At 65.5% G+C, this 19,276-nt stretch carries 14 protein-coding genes; 13 read left to right on the top strand and 1 reads right to left on the bottom strand.

The features are described 5' to 3' along the window. Positions 1-15: 15 nt before the first annotated feature. The 11 genes from O9320_17365 to O9320_17315 all read left to right on the top strand — a co-directional run bounded on the left by O9320_17365 (position 16) and on the right by O9320_17315 (position 16,393). On the top strand, positions 16-1,089 hold the full coding sequence (locus O9320_17365; GenBank protein ID MCZ8312617.1) for a tartrate dehydrogenase: 1,074 nt from the start codon (positions 16-18) through the stop codon (positions 1,087-1,089). Continuing rightward, positions 1,086-1,760 carry an HAD hydrolase-like protein gene (locus O9320_17360; protein MCZ8312616.1) on the top strand — a complete coding sequence of 225 codons (675 nt, stop codon included), beginning with the start codon at positions 1,086-1,088 and terminating at the stop codon, positions 1,758-1,760. Before O9320_17365 ends, O9320_17360 begins: the two co-directional genes overlap by 4 nt. 82 nt (positions 1,761-1,842) lie before the next feature. Then, positions 1,843-3,894: an ABC transporter ATP-binding protein gene (locus O9320_17355; GenBank protein ID MCZ8312615.1), complete on the top strand. Its 2,052-nt coding sequence runs from the start codon at positions 1,843-1,845 to the stop codon at positions 3,892-3,894. A gap of 109 nt (positions 3,895-4,003) precedes the next feature. Further along, entirely contained in the window at positions 4,004-5,587 is a 1,584-nt protein-coding gene (locus O9320_17350) for an ABC transporter substrate-binding protein (protein MCZ8312614.1), read from the top strand. A gap of 36 nt (positions 5,588-5,623) precedes the next feature. Beyond that, on the top strand, positions 5,624-6,583 hold the full coding sequence (locus O9320_17345) for an ABC transporter permease (protein MCZ8312613.1): 960 nt from the start codon (positions 5,624-5,626) through the stop codon (positions 6,581-6,583). Position 6,584: 1 nt separating this feature from the next. Next, positions 6,585-7,481 (top strand): ABC transporter permease, encoded by an 897-nt coding sequence (locus O9320_17340; protein MCZ8312612.1) that lies wholly within the window; start codon positions 6,585-6,587, stop codon positions 7,479-7,481. Positions 7,482-7,685: 204 nt separating this feature from the next. After that, entirely contained in the window at positions 7,686-8,207 is a 522-nt protein-coding gene (locus tag O9320_17335) for an N-acetyltransferase (protein MCZ8312611.1), read from the top strand. 18 nt (positions 8,208-8,225) lie between these two features. Then, entirely contained in the window at positions 8,226-11,819 is a 3,594-nt protein-coding gene (locus O9320_17330; protein MCZ8312610.1) for a hydantoinase B/oxoprolinase family protein, read from the top strand. A gap of 71 nt (positions 11,820-11,890) precedes the next feature. Then, the gene (locus O9320_17325) at positions 11,891-13,915 is read left to right on the top strand and encodes a methyl-accepting chemotaxis protein (protein ID MCZ8312609.1); all 2,025 of its coding nucleotides are present in this window, start codon (positions 11,891-11,893) and stop codon (positions 13,913-13,915) included. A gap of 31 nt (positions 13,916-13,946) precedes the next feature. Further along, a complete protein-coding gene (locus O9320_17320) occupies positions 13,947-14,945 on the top strand; it encodes a DMT family transporter (protein ID MCZ8312608.1) in 999 nt (332 codons plus the stop codon). Positions 14,946-14,986: 41 nt separating this feature from the next. Beyond that, positions 14,987-16,393, top strand: a complete 1,407-nt coding sequence (locus O9320_17315) for an FAD-binding protein (protein ID MCZ8312607.1) — start codon at positions 14,987-14,989, stop codon at positions 16,391-16,393. Here O9320_17315 and O9320_17310 read toward each other — a convergent pair. Next, entirely contained in the window at positions 16,390-17,214 is an 825-nt protein-coding gene (locus O9320_17310) for a phytanoyl-CoA dioxygenase family protein (protein MCZ8312606.1), read from the bottom strand. The two genes, O9320_17315 and O9320_17310, sit on opposite strands and share 4 nt — an antisense overlap. Before the next feature lie 170 nt (positions 17,215-17,384). On the opposite strand from O9320_17310, the gene O9320_17305 reads away from it, so the two are divergent. Both O9320_17305 and O9320_17300 read left to right on the top strand, forming a co-directional pair. After that, positions 17,385-18,524 (top strand): TRAP transporter substrate-binding protein, encoded by a 1,140-nt coding sequence (locus O9320_17305; protein MCZ8312605.1) that lies wholly within the window; start codon positions 17,385-17,387, stop codon positions 18,522-18,524. A gap of 84 nt (positions 18,525-18,608) precedes the next feature. Next, the gene (locus O9320_17300) at positions 18,609-19,271 is read left to right on the top strand and encodes a TRAP transporter small permease subunit (GenBank protein ID MCZ8312604.1); all 663 of its coding nucleotides are present in this window, start codon (positions 18,609-18,611) and stop codon (positions 19,269-19,271) included. The last annotated feature ends 5 nt before the right edge of the window (positions 19,272-19,276 follow it).

The raw sequence follows: 19,276 nt of genomic DNA, 5'->3' as shown, positions 1-19,276 counted from the left end.
GAGGAATCGCACACCGTGAAAACCTATCGCATCGCCGCCATACCCGGCGACGGAATCGGCAAGGAAGTGGTGCCCGCCGCATTGCGGGCACTGGCCGCACTCGCAAAACGCAGCGGGTTTGCGCTTGCCCCCGAAGCCTTCGACTGGGGCAGCGACTATTACAAGCGCCACGGCATCATGATGCCGGCCGACGGGCTGGCCCAGCTCAAACCGTTCGATGCGATCTTTTTCGGGGCCGTTGGCATGCCGGACGTGCCGGACCACGTTACCTTGTGGGGCTTGCGCCTGGCGATCTGCCAGCCTTTCGACCAGTACGCCAATGTGCGCCCGGTGCGCCTGCTGCCCGGCATCGAATCGCCGATCGCGGGCCTCAAGCGCGGCGATCTCGATTGGGTGATCGTGCGCGAGAATTCCGAAGGCGAATATGCGGGCCAAGGCGGGCGCACGCACAAGGGCCTGCCCGAGGAGGTTGCGACCGAAACTTCGATCTTCACGCGCGCCGGGGTGACGCGCATCATGCGCTTTGCGTTCGCGCTCGCACGCTCGCGGCCGCGCCGCAAACTCACGGTCGTGACAAAATCCAACGCCCAACGCCACGGCATGGTGCTGTGGGACGAGATCGCCGCCCAAGTTGCGGCCGAATTCCCCGACGTAGCCTGGGACAAGGAACTCGTCGATGCGATGACCGTGCGCATGGTGCGCAAGCCCGCCTCGATCGACACGGTCGTTGCCACCAACCTGCATGCCGATATCTTGTCCGATCTTGCCGCGGCACTGGGCGGGTCGATCGGCATCGCCCCCACCGCCAATCTGAACCCCGAGCGCCGCTTCCCCTCGATGTTCGAGCCGATCCACGGTTCGGCCTTCGACATCATGGGCAAGGGCATTGCCAATCCCGTCGGCTCCTTCTGGTCGGCCGTGATGATGCTCGAGCATTTGGGCGAACCTGCAGCGGCCGCCCGCCTTATGGCTGCGATCGAACGCGTGACCGCCGATCCTGCCTGCCACACGCCCGATCTCGGCGGCAAAGCCACGACCGAGTCCGTGACGGACGCGCTCGTCGCGGCGATCGAAGGCGGGAATTGGTGACGGGGCAGCTGCACCCGCAACTCATGTCGTTCGACGTGTTCGGCACGCTGCTCGATGTGCGTGCGGGCTCGTATGCGGCGTTCCAATCGATCCTCGACGATTGCGGAGCCGCAAATGTCGACGTCAGACTTTTCTGGGAGGATTGGGAGCACCGCAACATCGCGCAATACTGGCAGCCCTATCGCGGCTATCGCGCGATCTGCCGGGACTCCCTTGCGCAATCCTTCGCGCAGTTCGGCATTGCGGGCGATCCTTCGTTGATCGACCGCTACTTTGCCGCCTTCGGCGGCTTTCCGCTGTTTGCCGACGTGCCGCAGGCACTCGAAAACTTCGCAAAACGCTGCCGGCTCGCGATCGTGTCGAACATCGACGACGATCTTTTGGCTGCAACCAAGTTGCCCAAGCTGTTCGATCTCGTTTGCACGGCCGAGCGCGCGCGCGGCTACAAGCCGGACGGCGCGCTGTTTCGGCATTTGCTGGATAACGCGGGCGTGCCGCGCGAGGCCATCCTGCATTCCGGCCAGTCGCAATTCACCGATCTTGTCGGCGGCAAGCCGCTCGGCCTTGCGATCGCCTGGGTCAATCGGCGGGGCGTCGCCTTGTCGCCGGAGGTGCCGAAGCCCGATTGGATCGTCGCCGATCTCGACGGGGTTGCCGCTTTGTTGGGCTGATGCGCGCGCCGTTCGAAGGCTGGAAAATGTACCGCAAGCGTGTTAGACGCTTTGCCAACGATAAAATGCAGGGACGCCCCGCTTGACGCCTCAATCCGAAACGTTGCCGCCGCCTTTGCTGACCCCGCCGTTGCTGTCGGTCGAAGACCTGCACGTGCATTTCGTCACGTCGCGCGGCGTCGTGCGCGCGGTCGAGGGCGTGTCTTACGAAATCCGTCCGGGCGAAGTTCTGGCCATCGTCGGCGAGTCCGGCTGCGGCAAATCGGTTTCCTCGCTTGCCGTGATGCGCCTGCTCGCCAAGCCCGCGGGCCGCGTGGTGCACGGGCGCATCATGTTCGAAGGCGTCAATCTCCTGGACCTTTCGGACGAAGAGATGCGCGAGCGGCGCGGCCGCGACATTTCGATGATCTTCCAGGAGCCGATGACCTCGCTCAATCCGGTCCTGCCGATCGGGCTGCAGATCAAGGAGCCGCTCTTCATCCATCTCAAGATGACCGAAGAGCAGGCGCAGGCGCGCGCGGTCGAGCTTTTGAAGATGGTCGGCATCACCGATCCCGAGCGCCGCTTGGACCAGTATCCGCACCAGTTTTCCGGCGGCATGCGCCAGCGCGTGATGATCGCGATCGGGCTTGCCTGCAATCCGAAGCTCATCATCGCCGACGAGCCGACGACCGCCCTCGACGTGACGATCCAGGCGCAGATTCTGGAGCTGATGAAGGAGCTGTCGCGCAAGCTCAACATCGCGCTCATCGTGATCACGCACAATCTGGGCGTGGTCGCGCGTTATGCCGACCGCGTGAATGTGATGTACGCAGCCCGCGTGGTCGAGCAGGGCACGGCCGACCAGGTATTCCTGGCCCCGCGCCATCCGTACGCGATGGGCCTTATGCGCTCGGTGCCGCGCTTGGATCAGCCGCGCGGTCTGAAGCTCGAGACGATCGAAGGCCTGCCGCCCAATCTGCTCGACCCGCCCAAAGGCTGCCGCTTTGCGGCACGCTGCGCCTTCAAGGCCGACATTTGCGCGCAGGATCCGCCGCTCGTCGAAGTCGAAACAGGCCATTTCTCGGCTTGCTTGCGCGCGCCGGAACTTGCGGCCGGCACGCTGAAGCCGGCCCCGCAGGCGCGCATCGATGCGGGCGTGCGTATCGCCAAAGATGCCCCGCCGCTGCTCGACGTGCAGGGCCTCAAGAAATTCTTCACGGTCACGCGCAAGGGCGGGCTTTTTTCGAACACCACGAGCCAGGTGCGCGCGGTCAACGACGTGTCGTTCAAGATCGCACCCGGCGAAACGCTGGGCCTCGTGGGCGAGTCCGGCTGCGGCAAGACCACGATCGGCCGCCTCGTGCTGCGGCTCGAAAATCCGACCGAAGGCGCGATCAAGTTCAAGGGCGAGGACATCGCGGCCAAGAGCCTCAACGAACTGCGCGACATCCGCCGCAAGATCCAGGTGATTTTCCAGGACCCCTACAGCTCGCTCAATCCGCGCATGACGATCGGCCAGATCATCGCCGAGCCGCTGATGGTCTACAAAATCGTGCCCAACGCCAAAGCGGCGGCCGAGCGCGTGGCCGAACTCCTGGTGCAGGTCGGGCTCTTCGCATACATGGCCGAGCGCTATCCGCACGAAATGTCGGGCGGCCAGCGTCAGCGTGTGGGCATTGCGCGCGCCCTTGCGATGGAGCCCGAGTTCATCGTCTGCGACGAACCCGTCTCGGCCCTCGACGTGTCGATCCAGGGCCAGATCATCAATCTGCTCGAAACGTTGCAGCACAAGCTCAATCTCACCTATCTCTTCATCGCGCACGATTTGGCCGTCGTGCGGCACATTTCGGATCGCGTCGTGGTCATGTATCTGGGCCGTTTGATGGAGATGGCCGACGGCGACGCGCTCTATGCCGAGCCTTTGCACCCCTATACGAAGGCGCTCTTGGATGCGGCCCCCGTGCCGGACCCGTCGGTCGAGCGCGCGCGCGCGCCGCGCGCACTCAAAGGCGAAACGCCGTCGCCGCTCAATCCGCCTTCGGGCTGCGTGTTCCACACGCGCTGCCCGCTTGCCGACGGCGATTGCAAGAAGATCGTGCCCGAACCGCGCGAGGTCAAACCCGGCCATCTCGTGGCCTGCATCAAGGTCTAGCGCTTGACGGAACGCCTGCAACGCGTCTTCCATTGCGTGCAACAGAACGGACGCGGGGGCTAGGACCCCCCAAGAACCCCGCGCCGCCATTGAAGGAGGAACTGTCCCGATGAGCTATCTTCGTTTGCTTGCGGCAGGCATTGCCGCTGCCGGTCTTGCCCTCGCAAGCCCGGTCGATGCCCAGACTCCCAAGCGCGGCGGCACGCTCACCTTCGCGATTTCGGCTGAAACGCCGCACTACGACTGCCACGCGTCCGACACGTTCGCCACGCTGCATTTCGTCTCGCCCTTCTATTCGACGCTGATGCAGTTCGACTTGTCGAAATATCCGGGCGTAAAGGGCGATCTGGCCGAGAGCTGGACGGTCGCTCCCGACCTCATGACCTATACCTTCAAGCTGCGTAGCAACGCCGCGTTCCACGACGGCACGCCGCTGACCTCGGCCGACGTGAAGGCGACCTACGACCGCCTGCGCAGCCCGCCCACGGGCATCGTGTCCACGCGCCAAGCCACGTTCGGCGACATCGACACGATCGAAACGCCGGACGCGACCACGATCACCTTCAAGATGAAGGCGCCCAATCCCGCGATGATGGAGCATTTCGCAAGCCCGTGGAATTGCGTCTATTCGGCCGCCAAACTCGCGACCGATCCCAACTTCCCGCGCAACAACATCATGGGCTCGGGGCCGTTCCGCTTCGGCGAGCACGTCAAGGGCAGCCATGTCACGGGTCTGCGCAACGAGCGCTATTTCGAGCCCGGCAAGCCCTATCTCGACGGCTTCCGCGGCGTGTTCATGAGCCAGCCTGCCGCGATGCTGAACGCGCTGCAGGGCGGGCAGGTGATGGCCGAGTTCCGCGGCATCAGCCCCGCCGAGCGCGACCGTCTCGTGCAGGGCATGGGCGACCGGGTTCGCATCGAAGAATCCGGTTGGACGCTCAATCTGCTCGTCGTGTTCAACGTCGAGAAGAAGCCCTTCGACGACGTGCGCGTGCGTCAGGCCCTCAACATGGCGATCGACCGCCGTGCGGGTGCCCAAGGTCTTGCGCGCCAAGCGACGTTGCGCGACGTGGGCGGCCTCGTGCGCCCCGGCTCGCCGTTCGCGATCAAGGACGCAGACCTCGCCAAGGTTCCGGGCTACGGCACCAACATCGCCGCCGCCCGCGCCGAAGCGCGCCGTCTTCTGCAGGCGGCAGGGGTTCCGAACCTCAAATTCGTGCTGCACAACCGTGCGACCCCGCAGCCCTACACGCCGGCCGGCATCTATCTGGTCGACCAGTGGCGCCAGATCGGCGTCGAGGTCGAGCATCGCCAGTCGGAGACGTCGCCGTATCTTGCGGCCATGTCGAGCGGCAACTTCGACGTCGCGGTCGACTTCTCGAACCTGTTCATGGACGAGCCGAGCTTGGGCCTTGCCAAGTACGTGTCGTTCGACCGGGCGCCGGAAAACCGCTCGCGCTCGATCGACCGCGAGCTTGACCGGCTCTACGATCTGCAGTCGCGCGAGCGCGACACGAGCAAGCGCTACGACATCATCCGCCAGTTCGAAGCGCGCATGTTCGACCAGGTCTACCAAGCTCCGCTGCTGTGGTGGCACCGCATCATCCCGACCAACAAGGCCGTGATGGGCTGGGAAATGTCGCCGAGCCACAATCTGGGCCAGAACCTGGCCGGGGTGTGGCTGAACCAGTAACGTCGCCGTCCACGTCACAGAAAGCCGCCGTCGCCGATGCTCGGATATCTCGCCAACCGCACCCTCCTGATGATCCCGACCTTGGTCGGGGTCGCGATCCTGATCTTCTTCATGCTCAGGGTCGTGCCGGGGGACATTGTCGAGGTAAAACTGCGCGGCGACGGCGGCAGCGTGACGCAAGAGACGATCGAGAAGGAGCGCGCGCGCCTGGGCCTCGATCAGCCCATGATCGTGCAATTCGGTCAGTGGATGACGGGCCTCGCCACGCTCAATCTCGGCAATTCGATGTGGACCGACCGGCCGGTGGTCGAGGAGATTTCGCTTCGCCTCGAGCTCACTTTGCAGGTCGCGGTGATGGCGACGGTGATCGCGATCTTGATCGCCATCCCGCTCGGCACGCTGTCGGCTTTGTTCAAAGACACGTGGATCGACTACACGATACGTATTGTCACCATCGCAGGTCTGGCCGTGCCGAGCTTCTGGCTCGGCATGATCATCATTCTGGGTCTGCTTTATCTCTTCAACTGGCTGCCGCCGATCACCTACACGCCGTTCTACGTCGATCCGGTTGCCAATATCAGCCAGCTCATTTGGCCCGCTTTGGCCGTGGGCTACCGCTATTCGGCGGTCGTGGCGCGCATGGTGCGCTCGTCGATCGTGGAAGTGATGAAGGAAGACTATATCCGCACCGCGCGCGCCAAGGGCGTGTTCGAGAAGCTCGTCGTCTCGCGCCACGCCATGCGCAACGCGATGCTGCCCGCCATCACTGTGATCGGCCTCGAATTCGCGTTCCTGATCGGCGGCCTCGTGGTGACCGAGCAGGTCTTCAACTTGAACGGCCTCGGCCGCCTGTTCGTGCAGGCGATCAGCCGCAACGATTTCACGCTGATCCAGTCCATCGTCATGCTGATCGCAGTCGTGTTCATCGTGACCAATCTGGTCGTCGACCTGCTCTATGCCTGGCTCGATCCGCGCATCCGCTACGGGAGCAAGTGATATGGCGGCCGTATCCCAACCCACCGTTACCTACAATATCCGCAAGCGCCGCCCGGCCATCGTCGAGTTCTGCATTGCCCAGCCGTTGGGTGCGATCTCGGGTGTCGCCATCCTTGTGATGCTGTTTGCGGGCATGTTCGCCGAGCTCGTCGCCCCGTTCGATCCGCTGACGATCGATTTCGGCGCGATGCTGGCGGCACCCTCGGCTGAACATCCGATGGGGACCGACGCGTTCGGGCGCGACATTTTCAGCCGCGTGATCTACGGCGCGCGCACCGCTCTCACGATCGGCTTCTTCTCGTCGCTGTTCGGCTGCACGCTGGGGGCCGTCGTCGGCGTGTCGTCGGCCTATTTCGGCGGGCGCATCGACATGGCCGTGCAGCGCTTCATCGACGTGATGCTGGCCTTCCCGATCATCGTGCTGGCCCTCGTCGTCGTGGCGATGCTGGGCCGCAATCTCGTGGGCGGCGTGGACGTGAACCTCATCGTCGCCATCGCGATCCCGATCGTGCCGAAGGTCGCGCGCGTCGTGCGCTCGGCAGCACTTTCGATCCGCGAGATGCCTTATATCGACGCCGCACGTGCGGCAGGCTTCAGCCACACGCGCATCATCTTCCGCCACATGGTGCCGAACGTCTCGGCCCCGTTCCTCATCATGTTCACGGCCTTCATCGCCCAGGCGATCCTGCTCGAAGCCTCGCTGTCGTTCCTCGGCCTCGGCGTCACCGAGCCCACGCCCGCCTGGGGCCTCATGCTGTCGGGCAATGCGTCGGACTTCTACCGCGAAGCGCCCTGGATGATCCTGTTTCCGGGCCTCGCCATCTCGGTCGCCGTCTTTGCCTTCAATCTGTTCGGCGACAGCTTGCGCGACTGGCTCGACCCCAAATTCAAGGTTTGACGGCCGGCCGCGTCGTCGTCTAAATAGAAACCATGGAAAACGCCGGTCTTCTTCGGTTGCGACGACGAGCGCAGGGCTTCGGCCCTTGTGCGCGTTGATTCGTCGTCCGACCGGCTTTTCGTTTTACCCATAAATTAAGCCCGTCCTCTCCGGCAATCGCGCGCGTCGCTGATCGACGTCACCGCTTTGCCGCTTGAGGATTCCATGTTCCACCTGACCACCGAACGGCCCGAAGACGGGTCGGCCATCGAAACCCTGCTCGACCGGGCTTTCGGCCCCGACCGGCACGCCAAAATCTCGTACCGCTACCGGTCGGACGTGCCGCCGGTGCGGGAATTGTCGCGCGTCGCGCGCGCCGACGCCGACGGCCGCATCCTCGGCACGATCCGCTATTGGCCCGTCGCAATCGGCGGCCATGACGCGTTGCTGCTCGGCCCCGTCGCGGCCGAGCCCGCCTTGAAAGGCCGCGGCATCGGAGTTGCCCTCATCCGCGACACGCTCGACGCGGCCGCCTGGATGAATGCAGCACGCGTCGTTTTGGTCGGCGACATCGGCTACTACAAGCGCTTCGGCTTTGTGCCCGCCGCCCCGATGGGCTTGCATATGCCCGGCGAAAATCCAGACCGGCTGTTCGCTTGTGCGTTGGCGCGCAACGCGTTTGCCGGCGTGTCGGGTGCCGTCGAACGCCGGAGGTTGCTTCGCGGCAGTTGGCGGCAGGCCGCATGACGCGTTAGCCTCCTCGGCATGACCGGCTGGCAATTCTGGATCGACCGCGGCGGCACTTTCACCGATATCGTCGCCAAGCGGCCCGACGGCAGCTTCGCCACGCACAAGCTGCTGTCGGAAAACCCAGGGCGCTACGACGATGCAGCCTTGCAGGGGATACGCGATCTGCTGGGCTTGCCGGCCGACGCAAGCCTTGCAGGCCGACCCATCGACGCGGTCAAGATGGGCACCACGGTTGCGACCAATGCGCTCCTGGAGCGCAAGGGTGCACGCGTGGCGCTCGCGATCACGGCGGGCTTCGCCGACCAGCTGCGCATCGCCTACCAGAATCGGCCCAAGCTTTTTGTGCGCAAGATCGAGCTGCCCGAGCTGCTCTACGAATGCAGCCTCGAGATCGTCGAGCGCGTCGCCGCCGACGGCACGCTTGTGCAAGCGCTCGACGAGGCGGCGGCCGAAGCCGCATTGCAGAAAGCCTACGACGACGGCATTCGCGCGCTCGCGATCGTGCTGATGCACGGCTATCGCTATCCCGCGCACGAACAGGCGGTGGCCGCGATCGCGCGGCGCATCGGCTTTACCCAAATCTCGGCGAGCCACGCCGTGTCGCCCTTGATGAAGCTCGTCGGGCGCGGCGACACGACGGTGGTGGACGCCTACGTGTCGCCGATCCTGCGCAGCTATGTGGACCGCGTGGCGACTGCCCTTGGCGAAACGCGGCTCTTGTTCATGCAGTCGAACGGCGGGCTTGTCGATGCGCGCCTGTTCCAGGGCAAAGACTCGATCCTGTCGGGCCCGGCGGGCGGCATTGTGGGCGCGGCGGCCACGGGTGCTTCGGCCGGGTTCGACAAGATCATCGGCTTCGACATGGGCGGAACGTCCACCGACGTCGCCCTCTACAACGGCGCCTTCGAGCGCACCTTCGAGACGATCGTGGCGGGCGTGCGCATGCGCGCGCCCATGATGAAGATCAACACGGTCGCGGCCGGCGGCGGCTCGATCCTGCATTTCGACGGGGCGCGCTTTCGCGCCGGCCCCGACAGTGCCGGCGCCAATCCAGGCCCCGCCTGCTATCGCCGCGGCGGGCCGCTCGCAGTCACAGACGCCAACGTCATGGTCGGCAAGATCGTGCCTGCGTTTTTCCCGAAGCTGTTCGGCTCCACCGGCGACGCGCCGCTCGATGCCGACATTGTGCGCGAAAAATTCGCGGCCCTGGCCGCCCGCGTCGCGACCGCGACGGGCAAGCCCACGACGCCCGAAGAAGTCGCCGAAGGCTTCCTCAAGATCGCTGTCGAGAACATGGCGAATGCCATCAAGCAGATCTCGATCCAGCGCGGCTACGACGTGCAAGGCTACGCGCTGAATTGCTTCGGCGGGGCTGGCGGCCAGCACGCCTGCAAAGTGGCCGACGCGCTCGGCATGCGCACCGTGTTCGTGCATCCGTTTGCGGGCGTGCTGTCGGCCTACGGCATGGGCTTGGCCGACCTGCGCGTGTTGCGCGAGCGCGCGGTCGAACGGCGCCTCGAAGAAAGCCTGCTCCCCAGCATCGCCGCCGATCTCGACGCGCTCGCCGCCGAAGGTTTGACCGAGCTGCGCCGCCAGGACGTGCCGGGCGACAAGATCGAGGTCCAGCGCCGTTTGCATCTCAAATACGAGGGTACGGATTCCACGTTGCCGGTTGCCGATGCGCCGCTCGTCACCATGCGGGCCGAATTCGCGGAGGCGCATCGCCAGCGCTACGGCTTTACGCTGCCGGGCAAGGCGATCGTCGTCGAGCAAGTCGCGATCGAGGCGATCGGCCGATCGGAGGCGAGCGACGATGCGACCGTCGCATGCGGCGATCCCGAACCGCCGGCCGCAGACGCGAACGTGCGAATGTTCGCCGATGGAGCTTTTGTCGATGCGCCGATCTATCGCCGCGAAAGGCTCAAGCCCGGCATGCGCGTGGATGGCCCCGCGATCCTTGCCGACGCCAACGCCACCACGATCGTTGAGCCGGGCTGGCAGGCGGAGGTCACGGCGAAGGACCATCTCGTGCTGCGCCGCGTGGCGGCGATCGTCCGCTCGCATGCGGCAGGCACCAAGGTCGATCCGGTGATGCTCGAGGTCTTCAACAATCTGTTCATGTCGATCGCCGAGCAGATGGGCGTGGCGCTGCAGAACACGGCGTTTTCGGTCAACATCAAAGAGCGCTTGGATTTTTCGTGCGCGCTGTTCGACCGGGCCGGCAACCTCATCGCCAACGCGCCGCACATGCCTGTCCATCTGGGCTCGATGGGCGAGAGTGTGGCCGCCGTCACACGCGCGCGCGAAGGCACGATGCGGCCGGGCAATGTCTATGTGCTGAACGCGCCCTACAATGGCGGCACGCATCTGCCGGACGTCACCGTCGTGATGCCGGTGTTCGACGAAGCAGGAGCGGAGATCCTGTTTTTCGTCGCAAGTCGCGGCCACCAGGCCGATATTGGCGGCCTCACGCCGGGCTCAATGCCGCCCGATTCGACGAGCGTCGAAGAAGAGGGCGTGCTGATCGACGATTTCCTGCTCGTCGAAGAAGGCCGTCTGCGCGAGGCCGAGATGGTGGCCTTGCTGCAAAGCGGGCGGTACCCCGCGCGCAATCCCGCCCAGAATATCGGCGATCTCAAAGCGCAGATCGCGGCGTGCGAGAAGGGTGCCCAGGAGCTGCGCAAGATGGTGCGCGATTTCGGGCTCGACACCGTGCGCGCCTATATGGGCCATGTGCAGGACAATGCCGAAGAACAAGTGCGCCGCGTGCTGGACGTGCTTAAAGACGGCGCGTTCGAGTACGCGATGGACGACGGCGCGGTCGTGCGCGTCGTGATTTCGATCGACCGGCAGGCGCGCAGTGCGATTATCGACTTTGCGGGCACTTCCGCGCAGCGCCCGAACAATTTCAACGCGCCCGCCGCCGTCTGCATGGCGGCAGTCCTCTACGTGTTCCGCACGCTCGTCCCCGGCGACATTCCGATGAATGCGGGCGTGTTGAAGCCGCTTGAGGTGCGCATCCCCGAAGGCTCGATGCTGCGGCCGCGCTATCCGGCTGCCGTCGTCGCGGGCAATGTCGAGACCTCGCAGACCGTGACGGACTGTCTCTACGGCGCACTGGGTGCGATGGCCGGTGCGCAAGGGACCATGAACAACTTCACCTTCGGCAATGCCCGCCATCAGTATTACGAGACGATCGCGGGCGGCTCGGGCGCGGGCCCCGATTTCGACGGCACGGATGCGGTGCAGACGCACATGACCAATTCGCGCCTGACCGATCCCGAAGTGCTCGAATGGCGCTTCCCCGTGCGCGTCGAAAGTTTCTCGATCCGCCGAGATTCGGGCGGGGGAGGGCGCAATCGTGGCGGCGACGGCGTGGTGCGCAAGATCCGCTTCCTCGAAGCAATGACCTGCGCGATCCTCGCCAACCGCCGTATCGTCGCCCCGTTCGGCCTTGAAGGCGGCAAGGCTGGAAAACTCGGCCGCAATTGGGTCGTGCGCGTCGACGGCCGAATCGAGGAGAAGGGGGCGACCGCGCAATGGCAGGTCGAGCCCGGCGACGTTTTCGTCATCGAAACGCCGGGCGGCGGCGGGTTCGGCCCCGCGTAACCTTCGTCGCCCCCGATCCGAAACGCATCGGCGTGCGTTTCGCACGCGTTCGTTTCGCCGGGAAATCCGCCATGCTCGACCTTCGCCGCAAAATCGTTCTTCTGCTGCTGATCCCGCTGCTGGGCCTGTGCGGGCTTGCAATTCAGCGCGGCCTCGAGGGTTGGCGCACCCTTGGCGACACCCAGCGCATCGCCGATGTGGTCGAACTGGCCGGACGTCTTGGCCCCACCTTGCACGCGCTGCAACTCGAGAACTCCGCGTCGCAAGCTGCCCTGGCGGCAGGGGCCTCGCGCGCGGACCTGCGCGCACAGCGTGCGACGACCGACGCCGCGAGCGCCCGGCTCTACGAAGTCGCCGACCGCATCACGCAGGAGCGTTTCGGCAAGCGCTTCGCCGATGCGTTTGCGCGCGCAGGCGAAGCTTTCGGCAATCTCGACGGGCGTCGTGCGGAGTTCGATGCGGGCCGCCTCGGCCCTGCCGAGACAGCCGCCTACTTCGATACGACGATCGCACGCATGCTCGATGTAGTGGGCGAGATTGCCGGGCTCGGGGCCGCACCCGAAATCTCGGCGCGCGTCAACGCGTACGTGTTTCTGCTCCGCGCCAAAGATGCGGCGGCGCGCGAAACCGTGTTCGTTGCGCGCAACCTTGCGACTGCCGGTGCGATGGCGGCCCCCGATCTGTCGAACTTGCGCAGCTTCGGGGCGGAACAGACCGTCTATGCGACCTTGTTCGAATCCTTTGCCGACGGCTCGATCAAGGCGGCGGGCTTGTCGGCCCTCTCCGGCAGCGACGGGGCGGCGATCGCGGCCTTGCGCACGCGTCTGTTGGCGGGCGAGCGGATGGCGGGCGACGCGTGGCTCGATGCGGCGGCGGCCCGCGGCCGTGCAGCACAAAATGCCGAAACCGCCTTGCTGGCCGATCTTGCCGCCGCGAACGCCGCCGAACTCGGCGCCCGGCGCCAGGATTTGATCGCGGGCGTCGCTCTCGCCGTCGGCTTGGTCGTGATCGCAGTCGCGGTCGGCGTCGGCTTGCTGCTGTCGATCGTGCGGCCGCTTGCACACCTGACCGAAACCATGAACCGGCTGGCGGCGGGCGAACTTGATGTCGAGTTCACGGAAGCCAAGCGCAGCGACGAGATCGGGCGCATCGGCAAAGCGGTCGAGCTGTTTCGCCAGGGCCTGCTGGCCGACCAGGTACGCCAGGCGCAGGCGCGCGAAGCGCAAGCCGCACAGTCGGCCGCCGAACGTCGCCAAGCGCTCGACACGCTCGCCCAAACGCTCGAAGCGCGCGTGCGCGACGTGATCGAACGCGTCGTCGCGGCCGCACAAGCCGGCCAAGGGACGGCGGCCGAACTCGTCGCGAACTCGGCGCGCATTCGCCAGGGCTCGACGCGCGCGGCATCCTCGGCCGTCGAAGCCTCGCAAGCCGTCGGCGGTTTTGCCGCCGAATGCGAGCGGCTTGCCGCTTCGATCCACGAGGTGCGCGGCCAAGCGCAGCAATCCTCGCAGAGTGTCGCGACCGCCAACGACGCCGTCGCGCGCACCGACCGCGAGATCGCGATCCTTGCTGAGGCGGCCCAGAAGATCGGCGACGTCGCCAAGCTGATCGCCGAGATCGCGGGCCAGACCAATCTGCTGGCCCTCAACGCCACGATCGAAGCCGCCCGCGCCGGCGATGCCGGCAAGGGCTTCGCGGTGGTGGCGGGAGAGGTGAAGTCGCTCGCCCTGCAGACCGCGCGCGCCACCGAAGATATCGGCCGCCAGATCACAGCGATCCGCACGGCGACGGACCGCGTGGTCGAGACGATCGGCGACGTGCGCGGTGCATTCGGCGAAGTGCAGCGCTATGCCGGCGCCATCGTCGATGCGGTCGAGAATCAGAACCAGTCTACGAGCGCCATCGCAAGCAACGTCGCGCAGACGGCCGCAACGACCAGCGGGGTTTCCGACATGATGGCCGAGATCGTTGCGGATGCGGCGGCAGCCGCCGAGCGCACGGGGGCGCTCGAAACCCAGTCGCGCGACTTGGCAGCACAAGCCGACCGGTTGCGCAGCGACGTTGGCGGCATCGTCGCCAACCTGCGGCAAGCGTAAGCGTCGCCGGGGTCCGCCAACCGGGCCGGGAATGTCGCCTGACAATCGGCTTCTGTCGGCGGCGGTGCTGAGCGTCTATAGAGGGGCGATGAGCGACCTCTCTTCTTCCCAGCGCCCGGATAGTGTCGGCCGCCACAACCGGCCGCTGGCCGGCATCGTCTACATGCTGGCCGGCATGTTCGTGCTGTCGGTCATGGATGCGCTGTCGAAATTTTCGGTCGGCCAGTTGCCGGTCTTCCAGCTCGTCGCACTCCGCTCGGCCTATGTGCTGGTCGTCCTCGTGCCGTTCGCGTGGTTCGTGCACGGGGCCGCCGCGTTCCGTACCAAGCGCCCCTGGGCGCATGCCGCGCGCGGCGCCATCTCGATCGGTGCCGTCTACGGTTTTCTCGAATGCCTGCGCACGCTGCCGCTCGCCACGGCCGTGGCGATCTGTTTCGTGGCTCCCTTGCTGATGACGGCGTTTTCGGTGGTGCTGTTGCGCGAGCGCGTGGGCGTGCATCGCTGGGCGGCGCTGGCATTGGGGCTGGTCGGTGTGGGCATCATCGTCGGCCCCGATGCCGCCGACGGCGTCGTTGCGGCGGGTGCCTTGTGGGCGCTCGCTTCGGCCGCCCTCTACGCACTCGGCATGACGATGGTGCGTGTGCTGTCGGCGACCGAGAGCGACATCACGATGATGCTCACGCAAGGGGCCTTCCTGCTGTGCGCGAGTGCCGCCTTTCTGCCGTTCGTGGCAATCCCTGTGCCCGATTTCATGTGGGGCGTTGCAGCAGCCCTTGCGGCCGCGTTGATCGGCGGGCAGTTTTTGAGCTTCCGCGCGATGCGGCTCGCCCCCGTGGGGGCGGTCGCCCCCTTGCAGTATACCGAGCTCGTCTGGGCCTCGATCATCGGGCTCGTCTTTTGGCACGAATGGCCGCCCGCGAATGTCTGGTGGGGGGCTTCGGTCGTCGTCGCAGCCGGGCTCTATACGATATGGCGCGAGCGCGTGCGTGTGGCAGCCGCGCACATTGCGAAAACGGCGCAAGCGGACTAGGCTTGCATCCAAACAGAAGCACCAGCCGAGGGATCGCGAACATGGCCAGCATGGCCCAAATCAAAGCTTCCAACCCGGTCGCGCGCGACGGCGCGATCGCCGAGATCAAAGCGCTGATCGGCGAGCGGCTCTCGACTGCAGGTGCCGTGCGCGAGCAGCACGGCAAGGGCGAGGCCTACCACCATTCGATCCCGCCCGATGCGGTGGCGTTCGCCGAATCGACCGATGAGGTCGCCGCGATCGTGAAGATCTGCGCGCGCCATCGGTTGGCGGTTGTGCCCTTCGGCACAGGCACGTCGCTCGAAGGCCATACGGCAGCACTGCACGGCGGCATTTGCATCGATCTCTCGCGCATGAACCGCATCCTTGCGGTCAATGCCGAGGATCTCGATGTGCGCGTGCAGCCGGGTGTCACGCGCAAGCAGCTCAACGACCATCTGCGCGACACCGGCCTGTTCTTCCCGATCGATCCGGGGGCCGACGCGTCGCTGGGTGGCATGACGGCCACGCGCGCTTCGGGCACCAACGCCGTGCGCTACGGCACGATGCGCGAGAACGTGCTGTCGCTCGAAGTGGTGCTGGCCGACGGGCGCGTGATCCGCACCGCACGGCGCGCGCGCAAATCGTCGGCGGGCTACGATCTCACGCGCCTGTTCGTGGGCTCGGAAGGCACGCTCGGCGTGATAACGGAAGTCACGCTGCGGCTCTACGGCATTCCCGAAGCCTCGAGCGTGGCGATGTGCACCTTCGCGACCGTGAAGGGTGCTGTCGACACCACCATCGCGACGATCCAGGCGGGCGTGCCGGTTGCGCGCATCGAGCTTGCCGACGGCGTGCAGATGGGCGCCATCGCGCGCTATTCGAAGCTCGATCTCGCGGCAGTCCCCACGCTGTGGCTCGAATTCCACGGCACGGAAGCGTCGGTTGCCGAGCAGGCCGGCATGGTGCAGGCGATCGCGGCCGACAATGGCGGCGAGAATTTCCAGTGGACGACCGATCCAGCCGAGCGCAAGCGCATCTGGCAGGCGCGCCACGACGCGGCCTACGCCGCCAAGGCATTGCGCCCGGGCTGCCAGGTGTGGGCGACCGACGTATGCGTGCCGATCTCGCGCTTGGCCGACTGCATCGTCGAAACGCAGAAGGATCTCGAAAGCACGCATCTTCCCGCCCCCATCGTGGGCCATGTCGGCGACGGCAATTTCCATCTGGCCTTCGTGCTCGATCCCACGAAGCCCGAAGAGATCGCCGAGGCCAACCGCATCAACGACCGCCTGGTTGCGCGCGCCCTCGCGATGGAAGGCACGTGCACGGGCGAACACGGGGTGGGCTACGGCAAGATCGACTTTCTCGACGACGAGCACGGGGCCGCCGTCTCGGTCATGCGCACGCTCAAAAAAGCGCTCGATCCCGACAACATCATGAATCCGGGCAAGGTCGTGCGGATCTAGGCTCCGGCCTGCCACAGCATCGGGAACAGGTCGGGGCGCGCACTCAAAGGGTCGCCGGTTTTGAGGCCGGCTTTGCGCAACGCCTGGAACGTGTTGATGCCGGTTTGCCAGCGCGCATCGTCGCCCGCAAAGCGCAAGGCAAGCGTGCGGCGCCGGCGTGTGGGGCTCGCATTGCCGGGTGCCCCATGTACGAGGCGGCCGTGGAAGATCGTCGCGTCGCCGGGGGCAAGCGCGTAGCGGCGAATGTCGAGAGTGGCGCGCAAGTTTTCGATGTCGGGGCCGGGGGCGAGCGGGGAGTTCGTGTAGCGCTGGGCGTCTTCGCCGCCTGCGCGGAACGGGGCCGGGCGATAGTCGTTGCCCCAGCGATGCGAGCCCGCCACGTATTCGACGCCGCCATTCTCGGCATCGATCTCGTCGAGTGCCACATAGACCGTGCAGAACTGGTCGCCCGTTACCGGCCAATAAGGATAGTCCTGGTGCCACGGGGTCGTGCGCGGTGTGGCGGGTTCTTTGGCGAACACTTGGTCGTAGAATAGGCGCACCTCGCCCGATTGCATGGCAGCACCCGCAATGGCGGCCGCCTGCGTTTCGAAAAACGCCGCGCGGAAATCGGCATCCCGCCGCCACATGAACATGTCGCCGAAAAACCGACCGGCCTCGCCGGGCGCGTTGAACTCGATCGCGCGTTTGGCAGGCGTTGCCATCGCGCGATCGATCGCGGCGGCGAGCCGCGCCACCATTGCCGCATCGACCAAGCCGCGCACAACCGCAACGCCGTCGGCGACGTAGGCTTCGAAATCGGTTTCCAGCGCGATCGCCATATTTTACGATAAACCTTCGTGATTTGGTGCACTGCAAAAACTAGGCGGAATTTCACGTTCCTATTGCGTAAAGGAAAGATTCGATAGCAAAGTTGCCTCTCGATCAAGAGAGGGAAACTCGAATCCTTCCACCCCCGGTTCGACAAAACAACCAATAGGGAGCAAGCCCAATGACCAAGACCGCCAAAGCCGCGCCCGATCGGCGCCGGTTCCTGACTGCCTCGCTCGCGGCCGCCGCTGCCGCCAGCGTCGCCGCCCCCAGCGTGGTGAAGGCGCAGGGCCCGATCACAATGCGCTGGCAGAGTACCTGGCCCGCACGCGACATCTTCCACGAATACGCCAACGACTTCGCCAAGAAGGTCAACGACATGACCGGCGGCGATCTGCGCATCGAAGTGCTGCCTGCGGGTGCGGTCGTGCCGGCCTTCGGCCTGCTTGATGCGGTCTCGCGCGGCACGCTCGACGGCGGCCACGGCGTGCTCGTCTATCACTACGGCAAGCAGACCGCACTCGCCCTCTGGGGCTCGGGCCCCGGCTTCGCGATGGACGCCAACATGCTGCTGTCCTGGCACAAATACGGCGGCGGCAAAGAGCTGCTCGCCAAGCTCTACGCCTCGATCGGTGCGAACGTCGTGTCGTTCCCGTACGGGCCGATGCCGACCCAGCCGCTCGGCTGGTTCAAGAAGCCGATCACGAAGATCGAAGACCTGCAGGGCCTCAAATACCGCACAGTCGGCATCTCGATCGACGTGTTCACCGCCCTGGGCGTTGCCGTCAACGCGCTGCCGGGCGGCGAAATCGTCTCGGCGATGGATCGCGGTCTGCTCGACGCAGCCGAGTTCAACAACGCTTCGTCCGACCGCGTTCTCGGCTTCGCCGACGTCTCGAAGATCTGCATGCTGCAGAGCTACCACCAGAACGCCGAGCAGTTCGAGATCATGTTCAACAAGGCGCGCTACGACGCCTTGCCCGAAAAGATGCGGGCGATCATCGACAACGCGGTCGAAGCGGCGTCGTCGGACATGTCGTGGAAGGCGGTCGATCGCTATTCGACCGACTATGCCGAGCTGCAGACCAAGGACCGTGTGCGCTTCTTCCGCACGCCCGATGCGGTCTTGAAGCGCCAGCTCGAGGTCTACGACGAGGTCGTGGCCAAGAAGGCGGCCGAAAATCCGCTGTTCAAGGAAATCCTCGAATCGCAGATCGCCTTCGCGCGCCGTGCGACGAAGTGGGAGCAGGACACGGTCGTCGGCCGCCGCATGGCCTACGACCACTATTTCGGCGCACGCGGCGTGCATCGCCGCGCCTAGCCCGAACGGGGTGAACCGACAAACGCCCGCCGACCTCGACAGGTCGGCGGGCGTCTTGTTCGGATGGATGCAGAAAGACGGGCGATGACGGTCCAACGGTTTCTTTTCGCGATCGACGGCATCAGCACCTGGGTCGGCAAGGCGGCAGCCTGGCTGATCGTGGGGCTCATGCTGCTCGTGTGCGCCGAAGTCTTTAAACGCTACATTCTGAACGCGCCGACGGCGTGGATCTTCGACGCCACCAACATGCTCTACGGCACCACCTTCATGCTGTGTGGCGCCTACACGCTGGCGCAGAACGCGCATGTGCGCGGCGATTTCCTCTACAGCTCGATGCGCCCGCGCACGCAAGCCATGCTCGACATCGTGCTCTATGTCGTGTTTTTCCTGCCCGGCATTGCCGCTCTCGTCTATGCGGGCTCGTCCTTCGCGGCCGACAGCTGGCGCATTGGCGAACATTCGAGCGTGACCGCCGACGGGCCGCCCATCTACCATTTCAAGACCGTGATCCCGGTTGCGGGTGCCCTCGTGATGCTGCAGGGCCTTGCCGAAATCGTGCGCTGCGTCGTGTGCCTCAAGACCGGCGAATGGCCCGCCCGCCTCAAGGACGTGTCGGAGACCGACGTTATCGCCGAACAGCTCGAAGGCAGCGAACATGTCGATGCGGAATCGCGCAGCCAGGTGCTGGCCCATGTCCACGATATCGACGAAGCCGCCCGCCAGCGCGGCCGCGGCGGGGAGTCCTGAAACAG

The sequence above is a fragment of the Magnetospirillum sp. genome (assembly GCA_027532905.1).
Lineage (GTDB): Bacteria > Pseudomonadota > Alphaproteobacteria > CACIAM-22H2 > CACIAM-22H2 > Tagaea.
This window is presented reverse-complemented; position numbering and strand designations above follow the sequence as displayed.

Coding starts and splice junctions, on each gene's coding strand:
- O9320_17320 (MCZ8312608.1), top strand. CDS start 13,947: ATGTCGCCTGACAATCGGCTTCTGTCGGCGGCGGTGCTGAGCGTCTAT.
- O9320_17330 (MCZ8312610.1), top strand. CDS start 8,226: ATGACCGGCTGGCAATTCTGGATCGACCGCGGCGGCACTTTCACCGAT.
- O9320_17315 (MCZ8312607.1), top strand. CDS start 14,987: ATGGCCAGCATGGCCCAAATCAAAGCTTCCAACCCGGTCGCGCGCGAC.
- O9320_17335 (MCZ8312611.1), top strand. CDS start 7,686: ATGTTCCACCTGACCACCGAACGGCCCGAAGACGGGTCGGCCATCGAA.
- O9320_17300 (MCZ8312604.1), top strand. CDS start 18,609: ATGACGGTCCAACGGTTTCTTTTCGCGATCGACGGCATCAGCACCTGG.
- O9320_17340 (MCZ8312612.1), top strand. CDS start 6,585: ATGGCGGCCGTATCCCAACCCACCGTTACCTACAATATCCGCAAGCGC.
- O9320_17310 (MCZ8312606.1), bottom strand. CDS start 17,214: ATGGCGATCGCGCTGGAAACCGATTTCGAAGCCTACGTCGCCGACGGC.
- O9320_17350 (MCZ8312614.1), top strand. CDS start 4,004: ATGAGCTATCTTCGTTTGCTTGCGGCAGGCATTGCCGCTGCCGGTCTT.
- O9320_17325 (MCZ8312609.1), top strand. CDS start 11,891: ATGCTCGACCTTCGCCGCAAAATCGTTCTTCTGCTGCTGATCCCGCTG.
- O9320_17345 (MCZ8312613.1), top strand. CDS start 5,624: ATGCTCGGATATCTCGCCAACCGCACCCTCCTGATGATCCCGACCTTG.
- O9320_17305 (MCZ8312605.1), top strand. CDS start 17,385: ATGACCAAGACCGCCAAAGCCGCGCCCGATCGGCGCCGGTTCCTGACT.